Genomic DNA, 17,150 nt, shown 5'->3' on the forward strand with positions numbered 1-17,150 from the left:
TCGGCTCACGCCTTCTTCTTCGTGGTGTACGGCTTGGTGGGGTCCCAGTCCGCGAAGACGTAGTCGGACGTGCTGACCTTCTTGCCCTGCTCGGCCACGGCGGCGACCGCGTCGGACAGGAGCTGGAACTTCTTGTCGGCGAGGCCGCTCAACGCGCCCTGCACGTCCTTGATCTGGCCCGTGTAGACCCCGGTCACCACATCGCTGATGTCCGGCTTGGGGACGCCGGGTGCGACACCGGCCAGCTCGGGGTTGCGCACGAGGGGTACCGGGCCGCGCAGCACCTGCCGGGTCATGTCGATGAAGGCGGCGAAGGGCTTGGAGTCGATGCCGTCCGGGTCGTTGTCCGCGGGGTGGGCCGAGACGCCGTTGAGGTCCTCGACCCAGCGGCGCCCGGCGGCGGGGGACGTCAGCGCGTCGAGCCACTGGAACCCCTCGTGCGCCTTCTTGCTCTTGGCGGAGACCGCGGCGAAGGTGCCGTTGCCGACCGGGTCTGCGTAGTAGAAGCCCTTCGGTGTCGCGGTCGGCGAGGGCAGCGTGACCAGGCTGTAGTCGGTGAACTTGTGCTGGGTCCACTCGGGTTGGTTCCACACACCGCCGACGGTCATGCCGAACTTGCCGCGCTCGAAGAACGCGCGGGCCGCTTCGTCGGACAGGCTCACGGAGTTGGGGTGGAAGAAGCCGCGCTTCTTCCACTCGACGAACAGCTCCAGGAAGTCGGTGTACGCCCGGTCGGTGCCGAACGTCCACTTGCCGACGCGGTAGTCCATGCCGGTGCCGGGCACGGTGGGGGCACCGCCCGGGGCGCCGGCGCCGCGGACGAACAGGTCGAGCCACCAGGCGAGGACTCCGATGCCGTCGGCGTTGCCGAATCCGAAGCCGTACGACTTGCCGCCGCTCTTCTTGGTGATCGTCTGGGCGGCGCTGGTGACCTCGTCCCAGGTCCTGGGGATCTTGACGCTGCCGTCGGGGTTCGTCAGGCCGACGGACTTGAAGACGCCGTGGTGGACGTAGAGCTGGAGCTGCGGGCCGGAGCCCTTCAGCGGGGCCGAATAGACCTTGCCGTCGAAGACGTTGGCGCCTTCCAGGAAGGTGCCCTCGGGGAAGCGCGACTGCCATGCCGGGGTCGCCCACTCGTCGAGCGGGTGCAGCCAGCCCTTGGCGACCTGCTCGGCGACGCTGGGGACCTGCGGGATCATGAAGACGTCCGGCGGGTTGCCGCTGCGGTTGGCGAGCGCCACCAAGTCCGGGTACTTGGCGTTCTGTTGGGTGGTCTTCTTGACGCTGACGCCGCTGTGCGCCTTCTCGAAGAGCTCGATCTCCTTGTCCACCCAGGGGGCCTGGGTGACGTACCAGTCCCAGTAGGTGAGCGCGTCCGCCGCCGAGGAGGGGGAGCCGGAGCCGCACGCGCTCAGGCCGCCGCCCAGGGCGAGGGTGCCGGCGCCGAGTGCGGCGGTGCGCAGGAGGCCGCGTCTGGAGACGTTCGACGAAGTCATCTGGTGTTCCTCCGAGGCGGAGAAGAGGGATGCCGAGCGGCATGTAACGTTCACTGAACCGTTTACAGTAACCGGGACGTTAAGGGGAGGTCCCACAGCCGTCAAGAGGTTCGGCAGTCCTGGACAAGTTCCGACAGGTACCTGCACCCGGGCCGTAGAGAATCCCTCGCCAGTTGTGTAACTTTTTCATCGGTGTTACTTACATCGGCTGTTCACCGGGGCGAGGAGAAGCAGAGCATGGCTCAAGGTCGGGGTTCCGCAGGCCGGGCGACGATCCGTGACGTGGCATCGCGCGCGGGCGTGTCCGTCGCCACCGTCTCGCGGATTCTCAGCGGGGCGTACACCGCTCCCCCGGCGACGCACGAGCGGGTCATGCAGGCCGTGCACGACCTCGACTACGTGGTCAACGCCAACGCCCGCTCCCTGAACACGACTTCGGGGCTGATCGCGATGGTGGTCAACGACATCACCTCGCCGTTCTTCATGAACGTCGCCTCCGGGGTGGAGGAACAGGCGGTCGCCGACGGCCGGGTCTGCCTGGTCTGTTCCACCCAGGGCGTCCCGGAGCGCGAGTTGTCGGTGATCGACCTGATGCGCCAGCGGGGCGCGGAGGCCGTCATCCTGGTCGGCGGCATGGCCGAGACCGAGGAACATCTCGCCCAACTCACCGCCGCCGCCGAGGGGTTGGACCGGGCCGGTGCCCGTCTGGTGCTCTGCGCCCGGCCGTGGAAGGGCGGCGCGAAGGCGCCGGTGGACGTGGTGGAGTGCGACATGGAGAGCGGCGCCTTCGCCGCCACCAGCCATCTGCTCTCCGCCGGTCACACCCGGGTGGCCCATCTGGCGGGCCCGCACGAGTTCAGCGTGGCGGGCCAGCGCCTCGAAGGGTACGAACGGGCGCTGCGCGCACACGGCGTCAAGCCCGACCCGGCGCTCGTCGCCGAGAGCGACATGACCCGCGAGTCCGGCTACGAGGCGGCCTGCCGCCTGCTGACCGACACCGACGCCACGGCGATCTTCTGCGCGAGCGACATGAGCGCGGCCGGTGCCATCGCCGCCGCCCGTGACCTGGGCCGCTCGGTCCCCGACGACCTCTCCGTGGTCGGCTTCGACGACATCCCGCTCGCCGAGGACCTCTACCCCCGGCTGACGACCGTGCACGTCCCGCAGCAGGAGCTCGGCCGCTCCGCGACCCGCCTCGCCCTGCACCGCCGCCCCATGGATCCCCCGAGCCGCCGTGTGGTGCTCGGCTCGCATGTCGTCGTACGCCAGTCGGTGGCGCCCCCGGCCCGCCTCAACACCGCTGGAAAGGTGGACAGTTGATACCGGAGGACCGTCTCCTCTCGCCGCACACCGGCTGGACGCGCACACACTGGGAGGCCCTGGCCGACGCCCAGCTGACCGCCGTCCGCCCGTACGCCACCGACGGGCACGCCCTGCTCCACCTCCCCGGCCCCGTCAGCCGAAACGGCCGGCACAGCGACGGCCTCGAAGGCTTCGCCCGCACCTTCCTCCTCGCGGGCTTCCGTCTGGCCCACTCGGGCCACAACGACCAGCACAACCACGCCAGTTGGTACGCCGAGGGCCTGATCGCAGGGACGGACCCGCACTCGCCGGACCACTGGCCGAGCATGCGTGGGTGCGGGCAGGCCAAGGTGGAGTGCGCGTCGGTGGCGATCGCGCTGCACGAGACCCGGCCCTGGATCTGGGACCGGCTGGACGACGGCGTACGGCAGCGGATCGTCGCCTGGATGACGGACCTGCTCGGCAGCGAGGTCCCCGACAACAACTGGGTCTGGTTCAGGGCGATCACGTCGGCGTTCCTGCGCTCGGTCGGCGCCCCGTGGAGCGCGCCCGACATCGACCACGCGGTAGCGCGCACCGAGGCCTGGTACGCGGGCGAGGGCTGGTACTCCGACGGAGGCGGCACCGGCGGCCCGTTGCGCCACTTCGACCACTACTCGGGCTGGGCCATGCACTACTACCCGCTCTGGTACTGCCGCATCTCCGGCGCCGACGCGGACCCCGCCCTGCTCGCCCGCTACCGGGCCCGCCTGCGCCGCTACCTGGACGACGCCCAGCACCTGGTGGCGGCCGACGGCGCCCCGCTGTTCCAGGGCCGCTCCCTGACGTACCGCTACGCGACGCTCTGCCCGCTGTGGGCGGGCGCCGTCTTCGACGCCACTCCCCTGCCGGCTGGCCGCACCCGCCGCCTCGCGAGCGGAGTCGTACGGCACTTCAGCGAGGCCGGTTGCTTCAACGAGCGCGGGCTCCAACCACTGGGCTGGCACGGGGAGTTCACGGCCATCAGGCAGCCGTACTCGGGGCCCGGCTCGCCGTACTGGTCGAGCAAGGGCTTCGCCGGGCTGGTGCTGCCGGCGGACCATCCCGTGTGGACGGAGAAGGAGGAGGGCCTGCCGATCGAAACCGGGGACGTGCGGCGGACGTTGACCGCCCCGGGATGGCTCGTCTCCGGCACGGCGGCGGACGGTGTCGTACGCGTCGTCAACCACGGCAGCGACCACGCCTTCGGTGACGGCGCCACCGCCGAGGCTGACGACCCCGTGTACAGCCGCCTCGCCTACACCTCCCACACGGCCCCCGACAGCACCGAGTCGAACCTGAACGAACCGATCGACTCGCACATCGCGTTGCTCGACGCCGACGGACACCCTTCCCACCGCCGCCCGTTGACCCGTCTGCACCTGGGTGCGCGCACGGCCGTGTCCCGCCACCGCGCGCACTGGCCGGTCGGCCCGGTGCCCGCCCCGTACGCCCACGATTCCGCGCCCGCCTTCCGTACGGGTCCGTCGATCACGACGGCGTCCGTGCTGAACGGGCCGCTGGAGGTGCGGCTCGCGCGCGTCGATGGACCGGTCCAGGAACCGCTGCGGCTGCGCCTCGGCGGCTACTGCCTGGCTGACGTGGAACCGCCGAGCACGCACCTGGAGTCCCGGCTGGCCGCATGGGCGCGCCGCCCGACCGGCTTGTCCAGCACGGTGATTGGGCTGCGCGGTTTCGACGAGGCGGGCATCGCCACCGCGTGCGACGCCAACGCCTTCGGGCCGCACTCGGCGACACCCTGGCTCGCCACGACGGCGGAGGTCCAACTGGGCACGGTCTACGCCGCGTTGGTCTGTCTCTCCGGGGTGGTCGCGGGTCCGGGCGCCGCCGAAGCCGTACGACTTGAGGTCTGTTACGACGGTGCCGGCACCGCCCTCGCCTCCGTCACCTGGCCGGACGGGACGAGCGACAACGTCCGCCTGGAGCAGCCGAGTCGATGAACGGGACGGCGTGGGACGCGGGCTGTCAGGGGCCCACGCCCCACACCGCGATCACGTGCCGTCGATGAGCCTGACGGCGAGATCGGGACTGAACTGCCCGGCGGGCACGGTCGGAGCGACACCGCACTGCCCGTCGGAGTTGCCCGGTGTCTTGACCCACAGCAGCAGGTCCTCGGCACCGCCCACCCGTGGAGTGACACCGAGTTTCCGTCCGGCGGGGTTGCACCATTCGCCGTTGGAGCCGTTGCCGTTGCGGCTGGTGTCGACGGCGAAGTGGGAGGTGCCGCCGAGCGCCGAGTTGATCGCGTTGCCGTAGGTCTCCGAGGACGGGGTGGTGTAGAAGTTCGAGACGTTCAGGGAGAAGCCGCGGATGTTGGCCACGCCCGCTGACCTCAGGCGGCTCGCCATGGTCGCCGGGTCGACCCAGTTGGTGTGTCCGGCGTCCAGGTAGGCCCAGGTGTTGGGTGCCTTCTGCTGGAACATCTGGGTGGCGTAGGAGAGCATCGCGAGGCGGTCGCTGATCTGTGCGCTGGTCAGGCAGCTGAAGTCCGACAGGGCGTCCGGCTCGATGACGACGACGGCGGGGTGGGTGCCGACGGCTGCCGCGAAGGTGGAGATCCAGGTGCGGTAGGCGGCCACGCTGCCCGCGCCCCCGGACGACTCGCCGCCGCAGGCGTCCCGGCCCGGGATGTTGTAAGCGACGAGGACCGGCAGTCTGTCGTGGCTGTCGGCGGCGCCGACGTAGCCGGACACGGCCGGTCCGATCCCCGCGCTCTCGTTGGCGAACCAGCGGGCGATCGGCTGGGAGGCGATGGCCGACTGGATGCGGGGGGCGCGGGAGTCGGAGGGGTTGTTGCGGACCCAGACGGCCGGGCCGGAGTCGGGGTTGGAGTAGAACCCGCTCGTCAGGGAGACCGGGCCGGCGGCTGCCGCCGAACCGGTCGCCACGAGCGACAGCGGCGCAACGAGCAGACAGATCAAGGCAGTTCGGAACGAAGCGGTTTTCAGCGAGTCGGTTCTGAGCAGGGCTTTCCAGCGCATGGTGCGTCCCTATCTCTTGGGGCGGGGCTGCCGCGGGCCCCTCGGCTCGGCTCCGGCCGCGCTCGTCCAAGCGCGGCCGGAGCCACGGCGGTTGGTGCGTTCAGGCCGCGCGCTCAGCGCGCGGAGTCGGCGGCGAAGGTCGCGACCCAGGCGAGCGCGGAGTTCCAGTTGATGGCGATCTCGTTGGTCGAGTACGAGTAGATGTCGTCGATGTAGCAGGTGGCGGGGGCGCAGCCGACCAGGTTCTGTTGCGCGACCGGGTCCTGGAGGGCCGAGTCGGGCCCGCCGGCCAGCGAACCGGGCGGCGGGCCGGGCAGGTTGGGGTCGATCTGGTGGGCCCAGATGCGGTTGTGCTGGTTGTGGCTGGCCTGGGTGCCGTAGCCGGTGACGAAGGACTGGTTCAGGGCGTTGCGGCCGAGGAGGTAGTCCAGCGACTCCAGGACGGCGCTGCGGTAGCGGTCCCGGCGGGTGAGGTCGTAGGCGGTCGCGATGACCATGGCGTTGTTCGCGGTGACGCTGTTGGAGCCCCACACGTAGGCGCCGTCGGTGGGCAGGTTGGGGTTCGGGTAGCCCTGTGACCGCTCGTCGTGTACGAAGCCGTCGGCGACGGCGAGGACCCGCTTGCGGGCGGCGGCGACCATGTTGGCGGGGAAGCGGCTGGGCAGCCGGACGACGGTGAGGTCGGCGAGCGCGCCGGTGTCGCGCCAGGAGAACCCGGCCGGGGTGATCTCCGTGTCGATGCGGGACAGGTAGGCGTGGTTGTGCGTGGTGGCGTACAACTCCGTTGCGGCCCAGGAGAATTCGTCGGTCACGTCCGTGTCGGCGTACGCTCCGCCGCCGACGCTGTCGCTGCTCGGGGCGTACACGTCGGGGTGGGCGAGCGCGGCCTTCCAGGCGGTTTCGGCGGCGGTCAGGCATGTGTGCGCGAAGGCGGCGTCGTAGCGGGCCCAGACCCGGGCGCACTGGGCGCCCGCGGCGGCCAGGTTGAGGGTCGCGGCCGTGGACGGGGCGTGCAGGTAACGGGGTTGGGAGTCCTGATCGGGCCGGGTGGGCAGGGCGGTCCAGGCCAGGTCGTGGACCTTGTGGTGGACCATGCCGGCCAGCGGTTCACCCGCCGGGACCTGCATGCTGAGCAGGAACTCCGTCTCCCAGCGGGACTCGTCGAGGACGTCCGGGACGCCGTTGTGGTTCTCGGGGATGCTCAGCAGTCCGTCGCGCAGCCCGGCGGTGTCGCCCGCGGCGCGCGAGCGTTCGTAGGAGTCCATCAACTGCCAGTCCGCAAGGGCCCCGTTGACGACGTACTTGCCCTGGTCGCCCGCGTCGTACCAACCGCCCTGGACGTCGAGGGAGTAGTCACAGGTGCCGGGCAGGCAGGGCACGTCGGTGTCGCCGTTGTTGGGTGCCACGCCGACATGCCCTGCGGGGCGGGCGTAGGCGTCACCGGCGTACCGCGCCTCGATGGGCGTGCCGCTGCGGACGTCGTAGAAGTACCCCAACGAGTCCTTGCGCAGGGCGACATAGGGGTTCTCCGCGATGGCGAACGGGTAGCTGGTCGCGTCGCCGACGACGAGCGTGTATCCCGCACCGGCCTTGCGCACCGAGCTGAAGTCGGCGATGTGCACATGGTCGCCGGAGGCGGCGTCCGTGCCCCGGACCTCGGTGCGGCCCGACTTCACGACCTCACCCGAGGCGTCGAGCAGGCGCCAACGCACCGGCTTCGCCGATGAGTTGACGATGGACGCCTTCTTGGGGCCGTGGACCGCGTAGCCGTACTGGTTCGTCCGCACCGGGGAGCCGAAGTCGCGTCCGCCGCCGGGTGCTGTCGCGCCGCCGGTGAGGGAGACGTCGTCGAGGCAGAGGGTGAACGGCTGGGCGGCGCCGCCCTGTTGGAAGGAGAGCTGGGCGTGCAGGTTGGCGGCGGTGGAGTCGCCGGTGAACTGGAAGGTCTTCGGTGTGGTGGTGACGGCGGCTGTTTTGTTGAGGGTGGTCGTGAACGGGGCTGCGGGCAGCTGCAGTACGGCGTGGATCGACACGTCCCGGGTGGCGGAGGCCGTGAAGCGCAGCGTGTAGGGCCGGCCGGCCTCCAGCGGGATGTCGTTCTGGCCGATCATCGAGTCCCAGACGTTGACGGTCCCGCCGGGGACATCGGCGCACAGGCGGCCCAGGTTGACGGTGGACGGCGTGTTGCCGCTGCTCCACCACGAGGTCTTGCCGCTGTCGAACGTGCCGTTGAGCACCCGTTCGTAGGGCGCGTCGGCGGCGTGCGCGGACGTCACGGAGGTCGCGGCAAGGGTGGCGACGGTCAGGGCGGGCGCGAGGAGGACCGCGCTCCATCTGGTCCTGCGGAATCTGGTGCTGCGGAACATACCGGGCCCTTCTCGGTGACAGGGTTCCCGGCTCGGTGCGGCGTCAGTGCCAGATGGTGGGGCGAGGCGGCAAAGCTGTCAAGACTTCACACACAGGAGCCTTTTCCTCGTCCGGACCCTTCACAGACTGAACGTTCCGCTCTTAGTCTGCGACTGTTAGCGCTTCCAGTTTAATACGGAGGCATCGCACAGGAACCGGCCGGGCTGTGGCGTCAACCCAGTTCCATCCCAGTTCAGCAGCCATATTCACATCGAGGACGAGGACACTCCGATTGTCACCGCTCTCGGAAATCCCGTAGTCGGAGGTTCAGGTCAGTGAGGTCGAGTCAGTGAGCACGTTCGATCCCGGCTTCCTGTGGGGGGCCGCCACGTCGAGCTATCAGATCGAGGGCGCGGTCGCGGAGGACGGCCGGGGTCCCTCCGTCTGGGACACCTTCGCGGCCACGCCGGGCGCCGTCCGGGGCGGTGACACCGGAGCCGTCGCGGCCGACCACTACCACCGCTTCCCCGAGGACATCGCGCTGATGGGCCGACTCGGCCTGCGCGCCTACCGGTTCTCGCTCGCCTGGCCCCGGATCCAGCCCACCGGCTCCGGCCCGGCGAACCAGCGCGGCCTCGACTTCTACCGCCGGCTCACGGACACCCTCCTGAACCACGGCATCCAGCCCTGGCCCACCCTCTACCACTGGGACCTGCCGCAGCCGCTGGAGGACGCCGGCGGCTGGCCGGTGCGGGACACGGCCGAGCGGTTCGCCGAGTACGCGGCCCTCGCGCACGAGGCGCTGGGCGACCGCGTCACCCACTGGACCACCCTCAACGAGCCCTGGTGCTCGGCCTTCCTCGGCTACGCCACGGGCCGCCACGCACCCGGACGCCGCGAACCGGCCGCCGCCGTACGCGCCGGCCACCACCTGCTGCTCGCCCACGGGTTGGCGTCCGAGGCGATACGGGAGGGTGACGCGCACATCGGCATCACGCTCAACCTCACCCATGTCACCCCGCTCAGCGACGAGCCCGCCGACCTGGACGCGGCCCGCCGTGTCGACGGCATGCAGAACCGCCTCTTCCTCGACCCGCTGCTGCGCGGGGCGTACCCCGGCGACGTGCTCGACGACCTCCGCGAGGTGACCGACACCGGCCACATCCGCGACGGCGACCTGAAGCGGATCGGGGCACCGCTGGACCACCTGGGCATCAACTACTACGCGCCGATGCTGGTCGCGGGCAGCCCGACGCCGGTCCAATCCGCTTATGTGGGCTCGCCGTTGACCCGTGTCGCCGACGGCGGCCGACCGAAGACGGCGATGGGCTGGGAGATCGACGAGCGCGGACTCCTGGATCTCCTCCTGCGGCTCAAGGCCGACTATCCGGCCGTACCCCTGTACATCACGGAGAACGGCGCCGCCTTCGACGACATCGTGGAGGACGACGCTGTGTACGACACGGACCGGATCGCCTACCTGGACGGCCATCTCCGCGCCTGTGCACGGGCGATCGACCACGGCGTTCCCCTCAAGGGCTACTTCGTCTGGTCGCTCCTCGACAACTTCGAGTGGTCCTTCGGGTACGGGCCCCGCTTCGGCATCGTGCACGTCGACTACGCGACCCAGCGCCGTACGCCGAAGGACAGCGCCCGCTGGTACGCCGAGGTCATCCGGCGCGGCGGCCTGTGACGCCGTCAGCGCCTACAGTGCTGCTACCGACCGCCCCCGGTATCGCCCGCCGCCCCTCCGTACGAACTGGAGTCGCCCCCGATGACCACACGGCCACCGACGCTCGACGAGGTGGCGCTGCGCGCCGGGGTGTCCGTCGGAACCGTCTCGCGTGTGATCAACAACCGTCGGCACGTCAGCCAGAAGGCGCGGCAGGCGGTGGAGAGTGCCGTGGCGGAGCTGGGCTATGTGCCGAACGTGGCGGCCCGTTCGCTCGCCTCGCAGCGGCGCGGCGCGGTGGTGCTGGCGATCTCCAGCGACGATCCGGCGCTGTTCGCCAACCTCTTCTTCGCCGAGGTCATCACCGGTGTGAACGCGGTCGTGGAGGAGACCGACCTCGAACTCCTGCTGATCCTGGCCGCGGGCGAGCGGGGCCGGGACCGGCTCACCCGCGTCCTTCAGTCCCGGGGTGCGGACGGCGTCATGCTGCTGGCCCTGCGCGAGAACGACCCGCTGGCGAAGGTCGCCGAGGCGGGGAACGTCCCCGTCGTCCACGGGGGCCGCTCGCTCGAACGGCCCCCGCGCTGGTACGTCGACGCCGACAACCGGGGTGGCGCCCGCGAGGCCGTGGAGTACCTGATCTCGACGGGCCGCCGCGCCATCGGCACCGTCACCGGGCCGCTCGACATGCACGCGGGTGTCTCCCGCTACCTGGGCTTCCGCGAGGCGGTCGTGCTGGCCGGCCTGGAGGACCACCGGGTGGCGCACGCCGACTTCAGCGAGCGGGGCGGGGCGACGGCGACCGCCCGCCTCCTCGACGAACACCCGGACCTGGACGCGGTGTTCGTCGCCTCGGACGCCATGGCGGCGGGCGCCCTGCACGTCCTGCGCGAGCGCGGCCGGTCCGTCCCCGGGGACGTCGCGGTCGTCGGCTTCAACGACATCCTCACCGCCCGGCACACCCAGCCCGCCCTGACGACGATCCGCCAGCCCATCGTGGCCCTCGGCAGCGAGATGACCCGGATGCTGGTGCGTGTGCTGGCGGGCGAGGAGCCGACGCCGCTGATCCTGCCGACGGAACTGGTGATCAGGGAATCCGCGTGACGCGGCGGCCGCGCCCCTCCGACCCCTCGCACATTCGGTAAGGCGCAACCCAGGAGCCGTACGACCCATCCCCGACAACAAGTGCCCCGTAGGGCAACAACACTTGTCCTGGGGGGATGTCTTGATCAAGGTAAGCGTTGTCGTACCCGTCTACAACACCGTTTCCTACATCGACCGTTGTGCCGCGTCACTGGTCAACCAGAGCCTGGGGACCGACGCTTACGAGGTCGTGTACGTCGACGACGGGTCGACGGACGACTCGGCCGAACGCCTCGGACGGCCGGCCGAGGCGCACGAGCACGTCCGGGTGTTCCGGCAGGAGAACTCCGGCTGGCCGGGCAAGCCGCGGGACGTGGGGGTGGACCGGGCCAACGGGAAGTACGTGCAATTCGTCGACCAGGACGACGAGTTGTCGTACGAGGCGCAGGAGCGGCTGTACGCGCTGGCCGAGCGCAACGGGTCGGACATCGTGCTGGGCAAGGTGCACGGGACGATGCAGGGGCCCAACAATGTGTTCAAGCGGACGGTCGAGCGGTGCACCGCCGCGGACGCCCCGCTCTTCGAGAGCCTGACGCCGCACAAGATGTTCCGCCGGACTTCCTGCGCGAGCACGGTATCCGCTTCCCGGAGGGGCGGGTCAGGCTGGAGGACCAGCTGTTCATGGCGCGCACCTACGTACGGGCCAAGACGGTGTCGATACTCGGCAACTACCCCTGCTACCAATGGAATCGGCGCGAGGACGGCGGCAACAACAGCAGCCGGATCAACGCCGACGACTACTACGGCCACCTGGACAAGGTCGTGGAGGCGATCAAGGAGGGCACGTCGCCGGGCGACCTCCAGGACCGGCTGCTGCGCCGTTCGTACCGCGTGGAGCTGGTACGGCCGGTGAGTGAGCCGCGCGTACTGCGCCGCACCGGCAAGGTCTTGGAGGAGTACTTCACCACCGTCCGCCGGATGGCCATGACGAGTTTTCCGCCGGGCGTGAGCGAGGGCCTCCCGGCGATCAGCCGGCTGCGGGCGGAGCTGCTCGTGCAGGACCGGCTGGACTCCCTGGTCCAACTCGCCCGCCGCACCGAGCAGATCAGGGCGCACGTCGAGGTCGACGACATGCGCTGGCGCAACGACAAGCTGTGGCCAGACCAGGACCAGGACCCTTCTGACCACGGGTTCGCGGTCCAACAGTCAGGCCCGGGACACTTCCTCGGCCACATCGAGCACCAGGACCCGCCGAAACAGCCGACAGCGCCACTCACCCAACTTTGAACCGATTATGGCCGAACCAGGACATTCTCCTCGGGGATCGACGGGAAGGATGGCCGTTGACCATGCCCCTGACGGCGAACACCCGCCCGGGGCATAGAACAAGGCAAGGAGTGTTCAGGATGCGAACCAACCGGAAGATCACCGTCACCCTCGTGGCCGTCGCCGTTCTGGCGGGCGCGGCAGGTGCGGGAGTCGCGCAGGCGGCACCGGCGGCGAACGGGAGCGCCGCCCCCTCCGCCTGCCGTCCGGCCAATCACACCGCGAAGATCACCGAGGACACCGCCAGCGCGGGACACCGTCACTACCGTGTCACCCTGACCGCGCCGCGTGGCTACGAGGCGTGCAAGCTGGCCGGTTCGCCCACCGACGTGCGGTTCACGAACCACGGGTCGGGCACCGGGATCACCGCCCACCGCTACGGCGGTCAGCGGACCGCGGTCACCTTCGGCCCGGGCCACCCGGTCCACTTCGACATCCAGGTCCCGAACAACGGCCGCGGCAAGGCCGCGAACGAGGCGTCGTTCACGCTGCGCACCCCGGGCGGCGGGCAGATCCCCGGCACGTCCTTCGCCGAGGGCAGGCTCAAGGTGGCCACCGGCACCCAGATCGGCCCGGTCCAGCGCGGCGCCTGACCTCTTCTCGTCCCACCTCGGTGGCGTGGGTGGTTCTGTGCGGCTGTTCGCGAGGCCGCGCTTTCCCCGTCGCTCGCCACCGTGAACCCACCGTCCTCGTCTCAGGATGGTCCCCACCTGGTCCCCGGAAATGGTGAAGGGGCGGTTTCGGATTTCTCCGAAACCGCCCCTTCACCAACGACTCCATCGAGTCGGGACGACAGGATTTGAACCTGCGACCCCTTGACCCCCAGTCAAGTGCGCTACCAAGCTGCGCCACGTCCCGCTCGCGCCGCACCCGGTCCAGCCGGGTGAACACGCAGGTAAACCCTACCGCATGTGGCAGGTCACTTCGGCGGCGTCGGGGTGTCGTGGGTGCGGTACATCGCCTGAATGTCCAACTCCAGCTGGACGGTGGGTCCTACGACGGCGATGCCCCGGGCCAGCATGCTTCGCCAGTTCAGGGTGTAGTCCTCGCGGTGGAGTTCGGCCGTGGCCAGGGCCGCGCACCGGAGTTCCTCGGCGTAGCCGCCGTTGACCGTGCCCAGGTAGGTGGTGTCCAGGTTCACGGAGCGGCTCACGCCGTGCATCGTCAGGGAACCCTGCAGCGTCCACTTGCTGCCGCCGCGGTAGGCGAACCGGGTGCTGGCGAAGTCGATGTACGGGTAACGCTCGACGTCGAGGAAGTCACCGGAGCGCAGGTGGTTGTCCCGCGTGGTGTTGCCGGTGGTGATGCTGGACGCGTCGATGCGGACGTCGACCCGGGAGTCGGTCATGTCCTGGGCAATCTGGATACCGCCCTGGAACCGCTCGAACCGGCCGTGCACATGGGCCATTCCGACATGCTTGGCGATGAAGCGGATCGCGGTGTGCGGCGGGTCGAAGAGCCAGGTGCCGGGCGGCGGGAGTTCCTGGGCGCGGCCGGGCTGGAGCCATACGCGTTCCGTGGGTTCGGCGATTCCGGCGACGATCTCGACCGTCTCCTGGTGCGGCTGGAGTCCCTGGGCCGAGACGAGGAGGCTGTAGCGGCCGGGTGGCAGGGCCGCGAGGAAGAAGCCGTACGGGTCGGTCGTACCGGCGGCGGCGACGCGATGCGAGTCCAGGGCCGTCACCGTCACGTCGGCGGCCGGCATGGGAGAACCCATCGGGTCGACGATCTCACGGCCGAGACCGCCCGCGCCGGGTGGGAGGGGGAGCGAGAGGCCCGCCGCCGTGGCGGGGGCGCCTTGGGGCAGCCAGCGCCTGAGCAGTGCGAGGGCCATGGTGATCACCTTTCTTCACAGCAGTCGTACTCTGCCGATCTTGAAGGCTTCGGCCGCGGAACGGGTGTCTCAAATCGAGACACCCCTTACGCCCGTTCCGCGCCCCCCGATGTCTCGTAGCGGCGGACGATCGGCTCCAGGTAGTCCGCGTGCGGGCCCACCAGAAGCGGGAGTTGGGCCGTCGAGTGGATCAGGGCGATGTCGTCCAGCTCAGGTTCGCGGCCCCGGGCCCGGTCCGCCGCCGCCATGGCCTCGTACCCCTCGCGCAGTCGTGCCTCCGGGAGGGAGGGGGCGCGGAACAGGACACCGATACTGCCGTTTCCGGCACGGGTCACGTTCCAGAAGGTGAGGTCGTGGGGCGAGGTGTCGATACCGGTCTCCTCGATCAACTCCCGTGCGGCGTGGCGGCGGAGGGTCGTCATGTCGAGCGGCTCGTCGCCCTCGGGCGGTTCGAGCGAGCCGCCCGGCAGCTGCCAACGTCCCGGTGCCGCCGTCGAGTTCGACATCCGGCCCACCAACAGGCGTCCGTCGTCGGCCGATTGGAGGACGGAGACGAAGAACGACGGCAGCCACGAGGTCGAGAACGGGACGCGGCGGAGAGCGAAGTGGCGGTAGGTCGTCCTGACCCAGGAGACCGTGAGGTCGTCCGGTCCCTCCCGTCGCGTGCCCGCGCACACCAGGACCGGCCCGTCGAAGAAGCTCGGGTTGTCCCGTACCTTCGCGTCCCACACCTGGTCCATCGCCAGCCGCTCCTCGGGCGTGAGCCGAGGAGCGGTCGTCTCGACGAACCGGAGCCGGTGCACGTCCAGGAGTTCGCCACCGGAACCCCGCGCGCTCTGTTCGATCATCGGCTCATGCTGGCACACCGGCCGGGTCAGTTCAGGGCGCCGGGAGCCATCACCGACGCCTCCTCCTCCGCCCTCAGGAGCGCCGAATCGGAGCCGCCGACGGTCGTTCCTCCACTACGGCCGGACCGGCGCGGCACCAGGAGCGCGGCCAGCGCGGCGCCGAGGAGCAGCACTGCGAGCAGCGTGAACCCGTGGGTGTACCCGGAGTCGTAGGGCAGGCCGGACGGCTGGAGGTGGCCGGTGACCAGGACGCTGGTGACCGCGGCGCCGATCGAGCCGCCGATGGTGCGGATGTTGGCGTTCATGCCGGTCGCGGCGCCGGTCTGCTCGGGCGGGACGCTGCCGACGATGAGGTTGGCCATGGAGGCGAAGGCGAGTCCGATGCCGAGGCCGAAGATGCCTGCCACCAGGGCGATCTGCCACCGCTGGTCGTGCCAGAGCGCGAGGATCGCGCAGGCGACCGCGCCGAGGGCGGCACCGGTGGTGAGCAGGGCCTTGGCGCCGACGATCGGTTCCAGCCGGCCGCTGAGCACGCCCGAGACGAACATCGCGAGCAGCATCGGGAGCATCAGGAGTCCGGACGCGGTCACGCTGGCACCGAAGCCGTAGCCGGCGGACGAGGGGGTCTGGACGAAGCCGGGCAGGAAGGACCAGATCGCGTACATGCCAGCGCCGAACAGCAGCGCGGCGGTGTTGGTGGTCCACACGGACGGCAGGCGCATCACCTTCAGGTCGATGAGCGGGCTGCGGGAGCGGGCCTCCGAGAACAGCCAGGCCGCGAAGAGCACGACGGCCGCGGCGAACAGGCCGACGACCCGCACGGAGCCCCAGCCCCAGATGCCTGCCTGGCTCAGCGGGAGCAGCAGGGCGACCAGCCAGCCCGAGAGGAGTACGGCGCCGAGCCAATTGACCTGTCCCTGGGCGCGGTTGGGCGACTCGGGGACGTAGCGCGCGGCGATGACGGTGGTGACGGCGACGATGCCGACGGGGAACCAGAACAGCCAGCGGTAGTCGAGGGCGGTCACGATGGGACCGGCGGCCACCATGCCGACGCCACCGCCCGCGGCGATCACGGCGGACAGGTTGCTGATGCTGCTGGGGACTCGGGACGCGGCGAACTCGTCCCGGATGATGCCGAAGGACAGCGGGAACAGCGCGCCGCCGATGCCCTGGACGACCCGGGCGATGATCAGTACGCCGATGTTCGGGGCGAGCGCGGCGACCAGACAGCCGGCCAGCACCGCCAGGAGGACGGCGACGAGGGTGCGCTTCTTGCCGACCAGGTCGCCGACGCGGCCGAGTATCGGGGTGAAGACCGAGGCCGACAGCAGGTAGGCCGTCATCACCCAGGTCGCGGTGGACTGGGAGGTGTGCAACGCGTGCTGGACGGTCGGCAGGGCCGGCGCGATCAGCGACTGGAGCATGGAGAACACGCCCGCACCGGTCGCGAGGACCGCGAAGGTGAGGCGGGAGGACTTGCGGGGCATCGAGAGCCTCTCCGGAACAAGCGAACGGGGGTGCGCCCGCGCATGGCTCTACGGCGGAACGCGCCCACACTGCTAAAGTGGAGGTACCCCTCCACCATAACGGAGGCAAACCTCCGGTTCAACCGGGCCCACCCCAGGGAGGCACCCGTGACGGCCCAGCCGTTCCCCGTCAGCGAGATCGTCGCGGCCCAGAGACCCCACCGCAAGGACGCCGCCCGCAACTACGACGCCCTGCTGGCCGCGGCCCGTGAGGCCTTCGCGGAGCACGGCTCGGAGGCGTCGCTGGAGGACATCGCGCGGCGCGCGGGCGTCGGCATCGGCACGCTGTACCGCAATTTCCCGACCCGCCGGGCCCTCTTCGAGAGCGTCTACGCGAACGAGGTGAACGCGCTGTGCCAGTTCGCCCTGGACGTCGCCGACCAGGAGCCGTGGGAGGCGCTGACCTCGTGGCTCAACCGCTTCGCCGGCTACGTGACGACCAAGCAGGCGGTGCGCCAGGCGCTGGAGAACGACTCGGAGATCTTCGGAACCTGCCGTGAGTCGATGTTCTCCGCGGGCGGCCCGCTGTTCGAGCGCGCGCAGAAGGCGGGCGTGGCCCGCACGGACATGGACTTCAACGACCTGCTGCGCATGGCCGCCGGGATCACCGGCACGACGTTCGTGGACGACGCCCAGCGCGACCGCGTCCTGGCCATCGCACTGGACGGCGTCCGCACGAACCACTGACCGCGCGCAC

General features: G+C 70.3%; 13 protein-coding genes, 1 tRNA gene and 1 pseudogene. 8 read left to right on the plus strand and 7 right to left on the minus strand.

What is annotated here, in order from left to right; genetic code table 11:
* Positions 1 to 5 precede the first annotated feature (5 nt).
* Positions 6 to 1,496, minus strand: coding sequence for an ABC transporter substrate-binding protein (locus OG226_RS08225; RefSeq protein WP_329348433.1), 1,491 nt, complete (start codon positions 1,494 to 1,496; stop codon positions 6 to 8).
* Positions 1,497 to 1,778: 282 nt separating this feature from the next.
* Between OG226_RS08225 and OG226_RS08230 the strand changes: the two genes are divergently transcribed.
* Both OG226_RS08230 and OG226_RS08235 read left to right on the plus strand, forming a co-directional pair.
* Positions 1,779 to 2,816, plus strand: a complete 1,038-nt coding sequence (locus OG226_RS08230) for a LacI family DNA-binding transcriptional regulator (protein WP_328676060.1) — start codon at positions 1,779 to 1,781, stop codon at positions 2,814 to 2,816.
* Positions 2,813 to 4,777 (plus strand): DUF2264 domain-containing protein, encoded by a 1,965-nt coding sequence (locus OG226_RS08235; RefSeq protein WP_329348434.1) that lies wholly within the window; start codon positions 2,813 to 2,815, stop codon positions 4,775 to 4,777. The genes OG226_RS08230 and OG226_RS08235 overlap by 4 nt, the downstream gene beginning before the upstream one ends.
* A gap of 51 nt (positions 4,778 to 4,828) precedes the next feature.
* Here the strand turns inward: OG226_RS08235 and OG226_RS08240 are convergent, their stop codons facing one another.
* Complete coding sequence (locus OG226_RS08240; protein WP_329348435.1) at positions 4,829 to 5,818, minus strand: glycoside hydrolase family 6 protein; 990 nt, start codon at positions 5,816 to 5,818, stop codon at positions 4,829 to 4,831.
* Positions 5,819 to 5,931: 113 nt separating this feature from the next.
* Complete coding sequence (locus OG226_RS08245) at positions 5,932 to 8,184, minus strand: glycoside hydrolase family 9 protein (protein ID WP_329348436.1); 2,253 nt, start codon at positions 8,182 to 8,184, stop codon at positions 5,932 to 5,934.
* A gap of 329 nt (positions 8,185 to 8,513) precedes the next feature.
* Here OG226_RS08245 and OG226_RS08250 point away from each other — a divergent pair, with 329 nt between their 5' ends.
* The 5 genes and pseudogenes from OG226_RS08250 to OG226_RS08270 all read left to right on the plus strand — a co-directional run bounded on the left by OG226_RS08250 (position 8,514) and on the right by OG226_RS08270 (position 12,838).
* Complete coding sequence (locus OG226_RS08250; RefSeq protein WP_328676064.1) at positions 8,514 to 9,857, plus strand: GH1 family beta-glucosidase; 1,344 nt, start codon at positions 8,514 to 8,516, stop codon at positions 9,855 to 9,857.
* A gap of 81 nt (positions 9,858 to 9,938) precedes the next feature.
* Entirely contained in the window at positions 9,939 to 10,940 is a 1,002-nt protein-coding gene (locus tag OG226_RS08255; protein ID WP_329348437.1) for a LacI family DNA-binding transcriptional regulator, read from the plus strand.
* A gap of 121 nt (positions 10,941 to 11,061) precedes the next feature.
* A pseudogene (locus OG226_RS08260) lies at positions 11,062 to 11,427 on the plus strand (glycosyltransferase family 2 protein); the annotation flags it as partial.
* A gap of 47 nt (positions 11,428 to 11,474) precedes the next feature.
* Positions 11,475 to 12,206 carry a hypothetical protein gene (locus tag OG226_RS08265; RefSeq protein ID WP_329353750.1) on the plus strand — a complete coding sequence of 244 codons (732 nt, stop codon included), beginning with the start codon at positions 11,475 to 11,477 and terminating at the stop codon, positions 12,204 to 12,206.
* A 119-nt stretch (positions 12,207 to 12,325) separates the two neighbouring features.
* Positions 12,326 to 12,838 carry a DUF4232 domain-containing protein gene (locus OG226_RS08270; protein ID WP_328676067.1) on the plus strand — a complete coding sequence of 171 codons (513 nt, stop codon included), beginning with the start codon at positions 12,326 to 12,328 and terminating at the stop codon, positions 12,836 to 12,838.
* A gap of 191 nt (positions 12,839 to 13,029) precedes the next feature.
* Here OG226_RS08270 and OG226_RS08275 read toward each other — a convergent pair.
* The 4 genes from OG226_RS08275 to OG226_RS08290 all read right to left on the minus strand — a co-directional run bounded on the left by OG226_RS08275 (position 13,030) and on the right by OG226_RS08290 (position 16,414).
* A tRNA-Pro gene (locus OG226_RS08275) sits at positions 13,030 to 13,103 on the minus strand.
* A 61-nt stretch (positions 13,104 to 13,164) separates the two neighbouring features.
* Positions 13,165 to 14,079 (minus strand): YceI family protein, encoded by a 915-nt coding sequence (locus OG226_RS08280; protein WP_328676068.1) that lies wholly within the window; start codon positions 14,077 to 14,079, stop codon positions 13,165 to 13,167.
* Positions 14,080 to 14,165: 86 nt separating this feature from the next.
* Positions 14,166 to 14,927: an NUDIX domain-containing protein gene (locus OG226_RS08285; RefSeq protein WP_328676069.1), complete on the minus strand. Its 762-nt coding sequence runs from the start codon at positions 14,925 to 14,927 to the stop codon at positions 14,166 to 14,168.
* 26 nt (positions 14,928 to 14,953) lie between these two features.
* A complete protein-coding gene (locus OG226_RS08290; protein WP_328676070.1) occupies positions 14,954 to 16,414 on the minus strand; it encodes an MFS transporter in 1,461 nt (486 codons plus the stop codon).
* 147 nt (positions 16,415 to 16,561) lie between these two features.
* On the opposite strand from OG226_RS08290, the gene OG226_RS08295 reads away from it, so the two are divergent.
* Entirely contained in the window at positions 16,562 to 17,140 is a 579-nt protein-coding gene (locus tag OG226_RS08295; protein WP_328676071.1) for a TetR/AcrR family transcriptional regulator, read from the plus strand.
* Positions 17,141 to 17,150 lie beyond the last annotated feature (10 nt).

This window comes from Streptomyces sp. NBC_01261 (genome assembly GCF_036226385.1).
Lineage (GTDB): Bacteria > Actinomycetota > Actinomycetes > Streptomycetales > Streptomycetaceae > Streptomyces.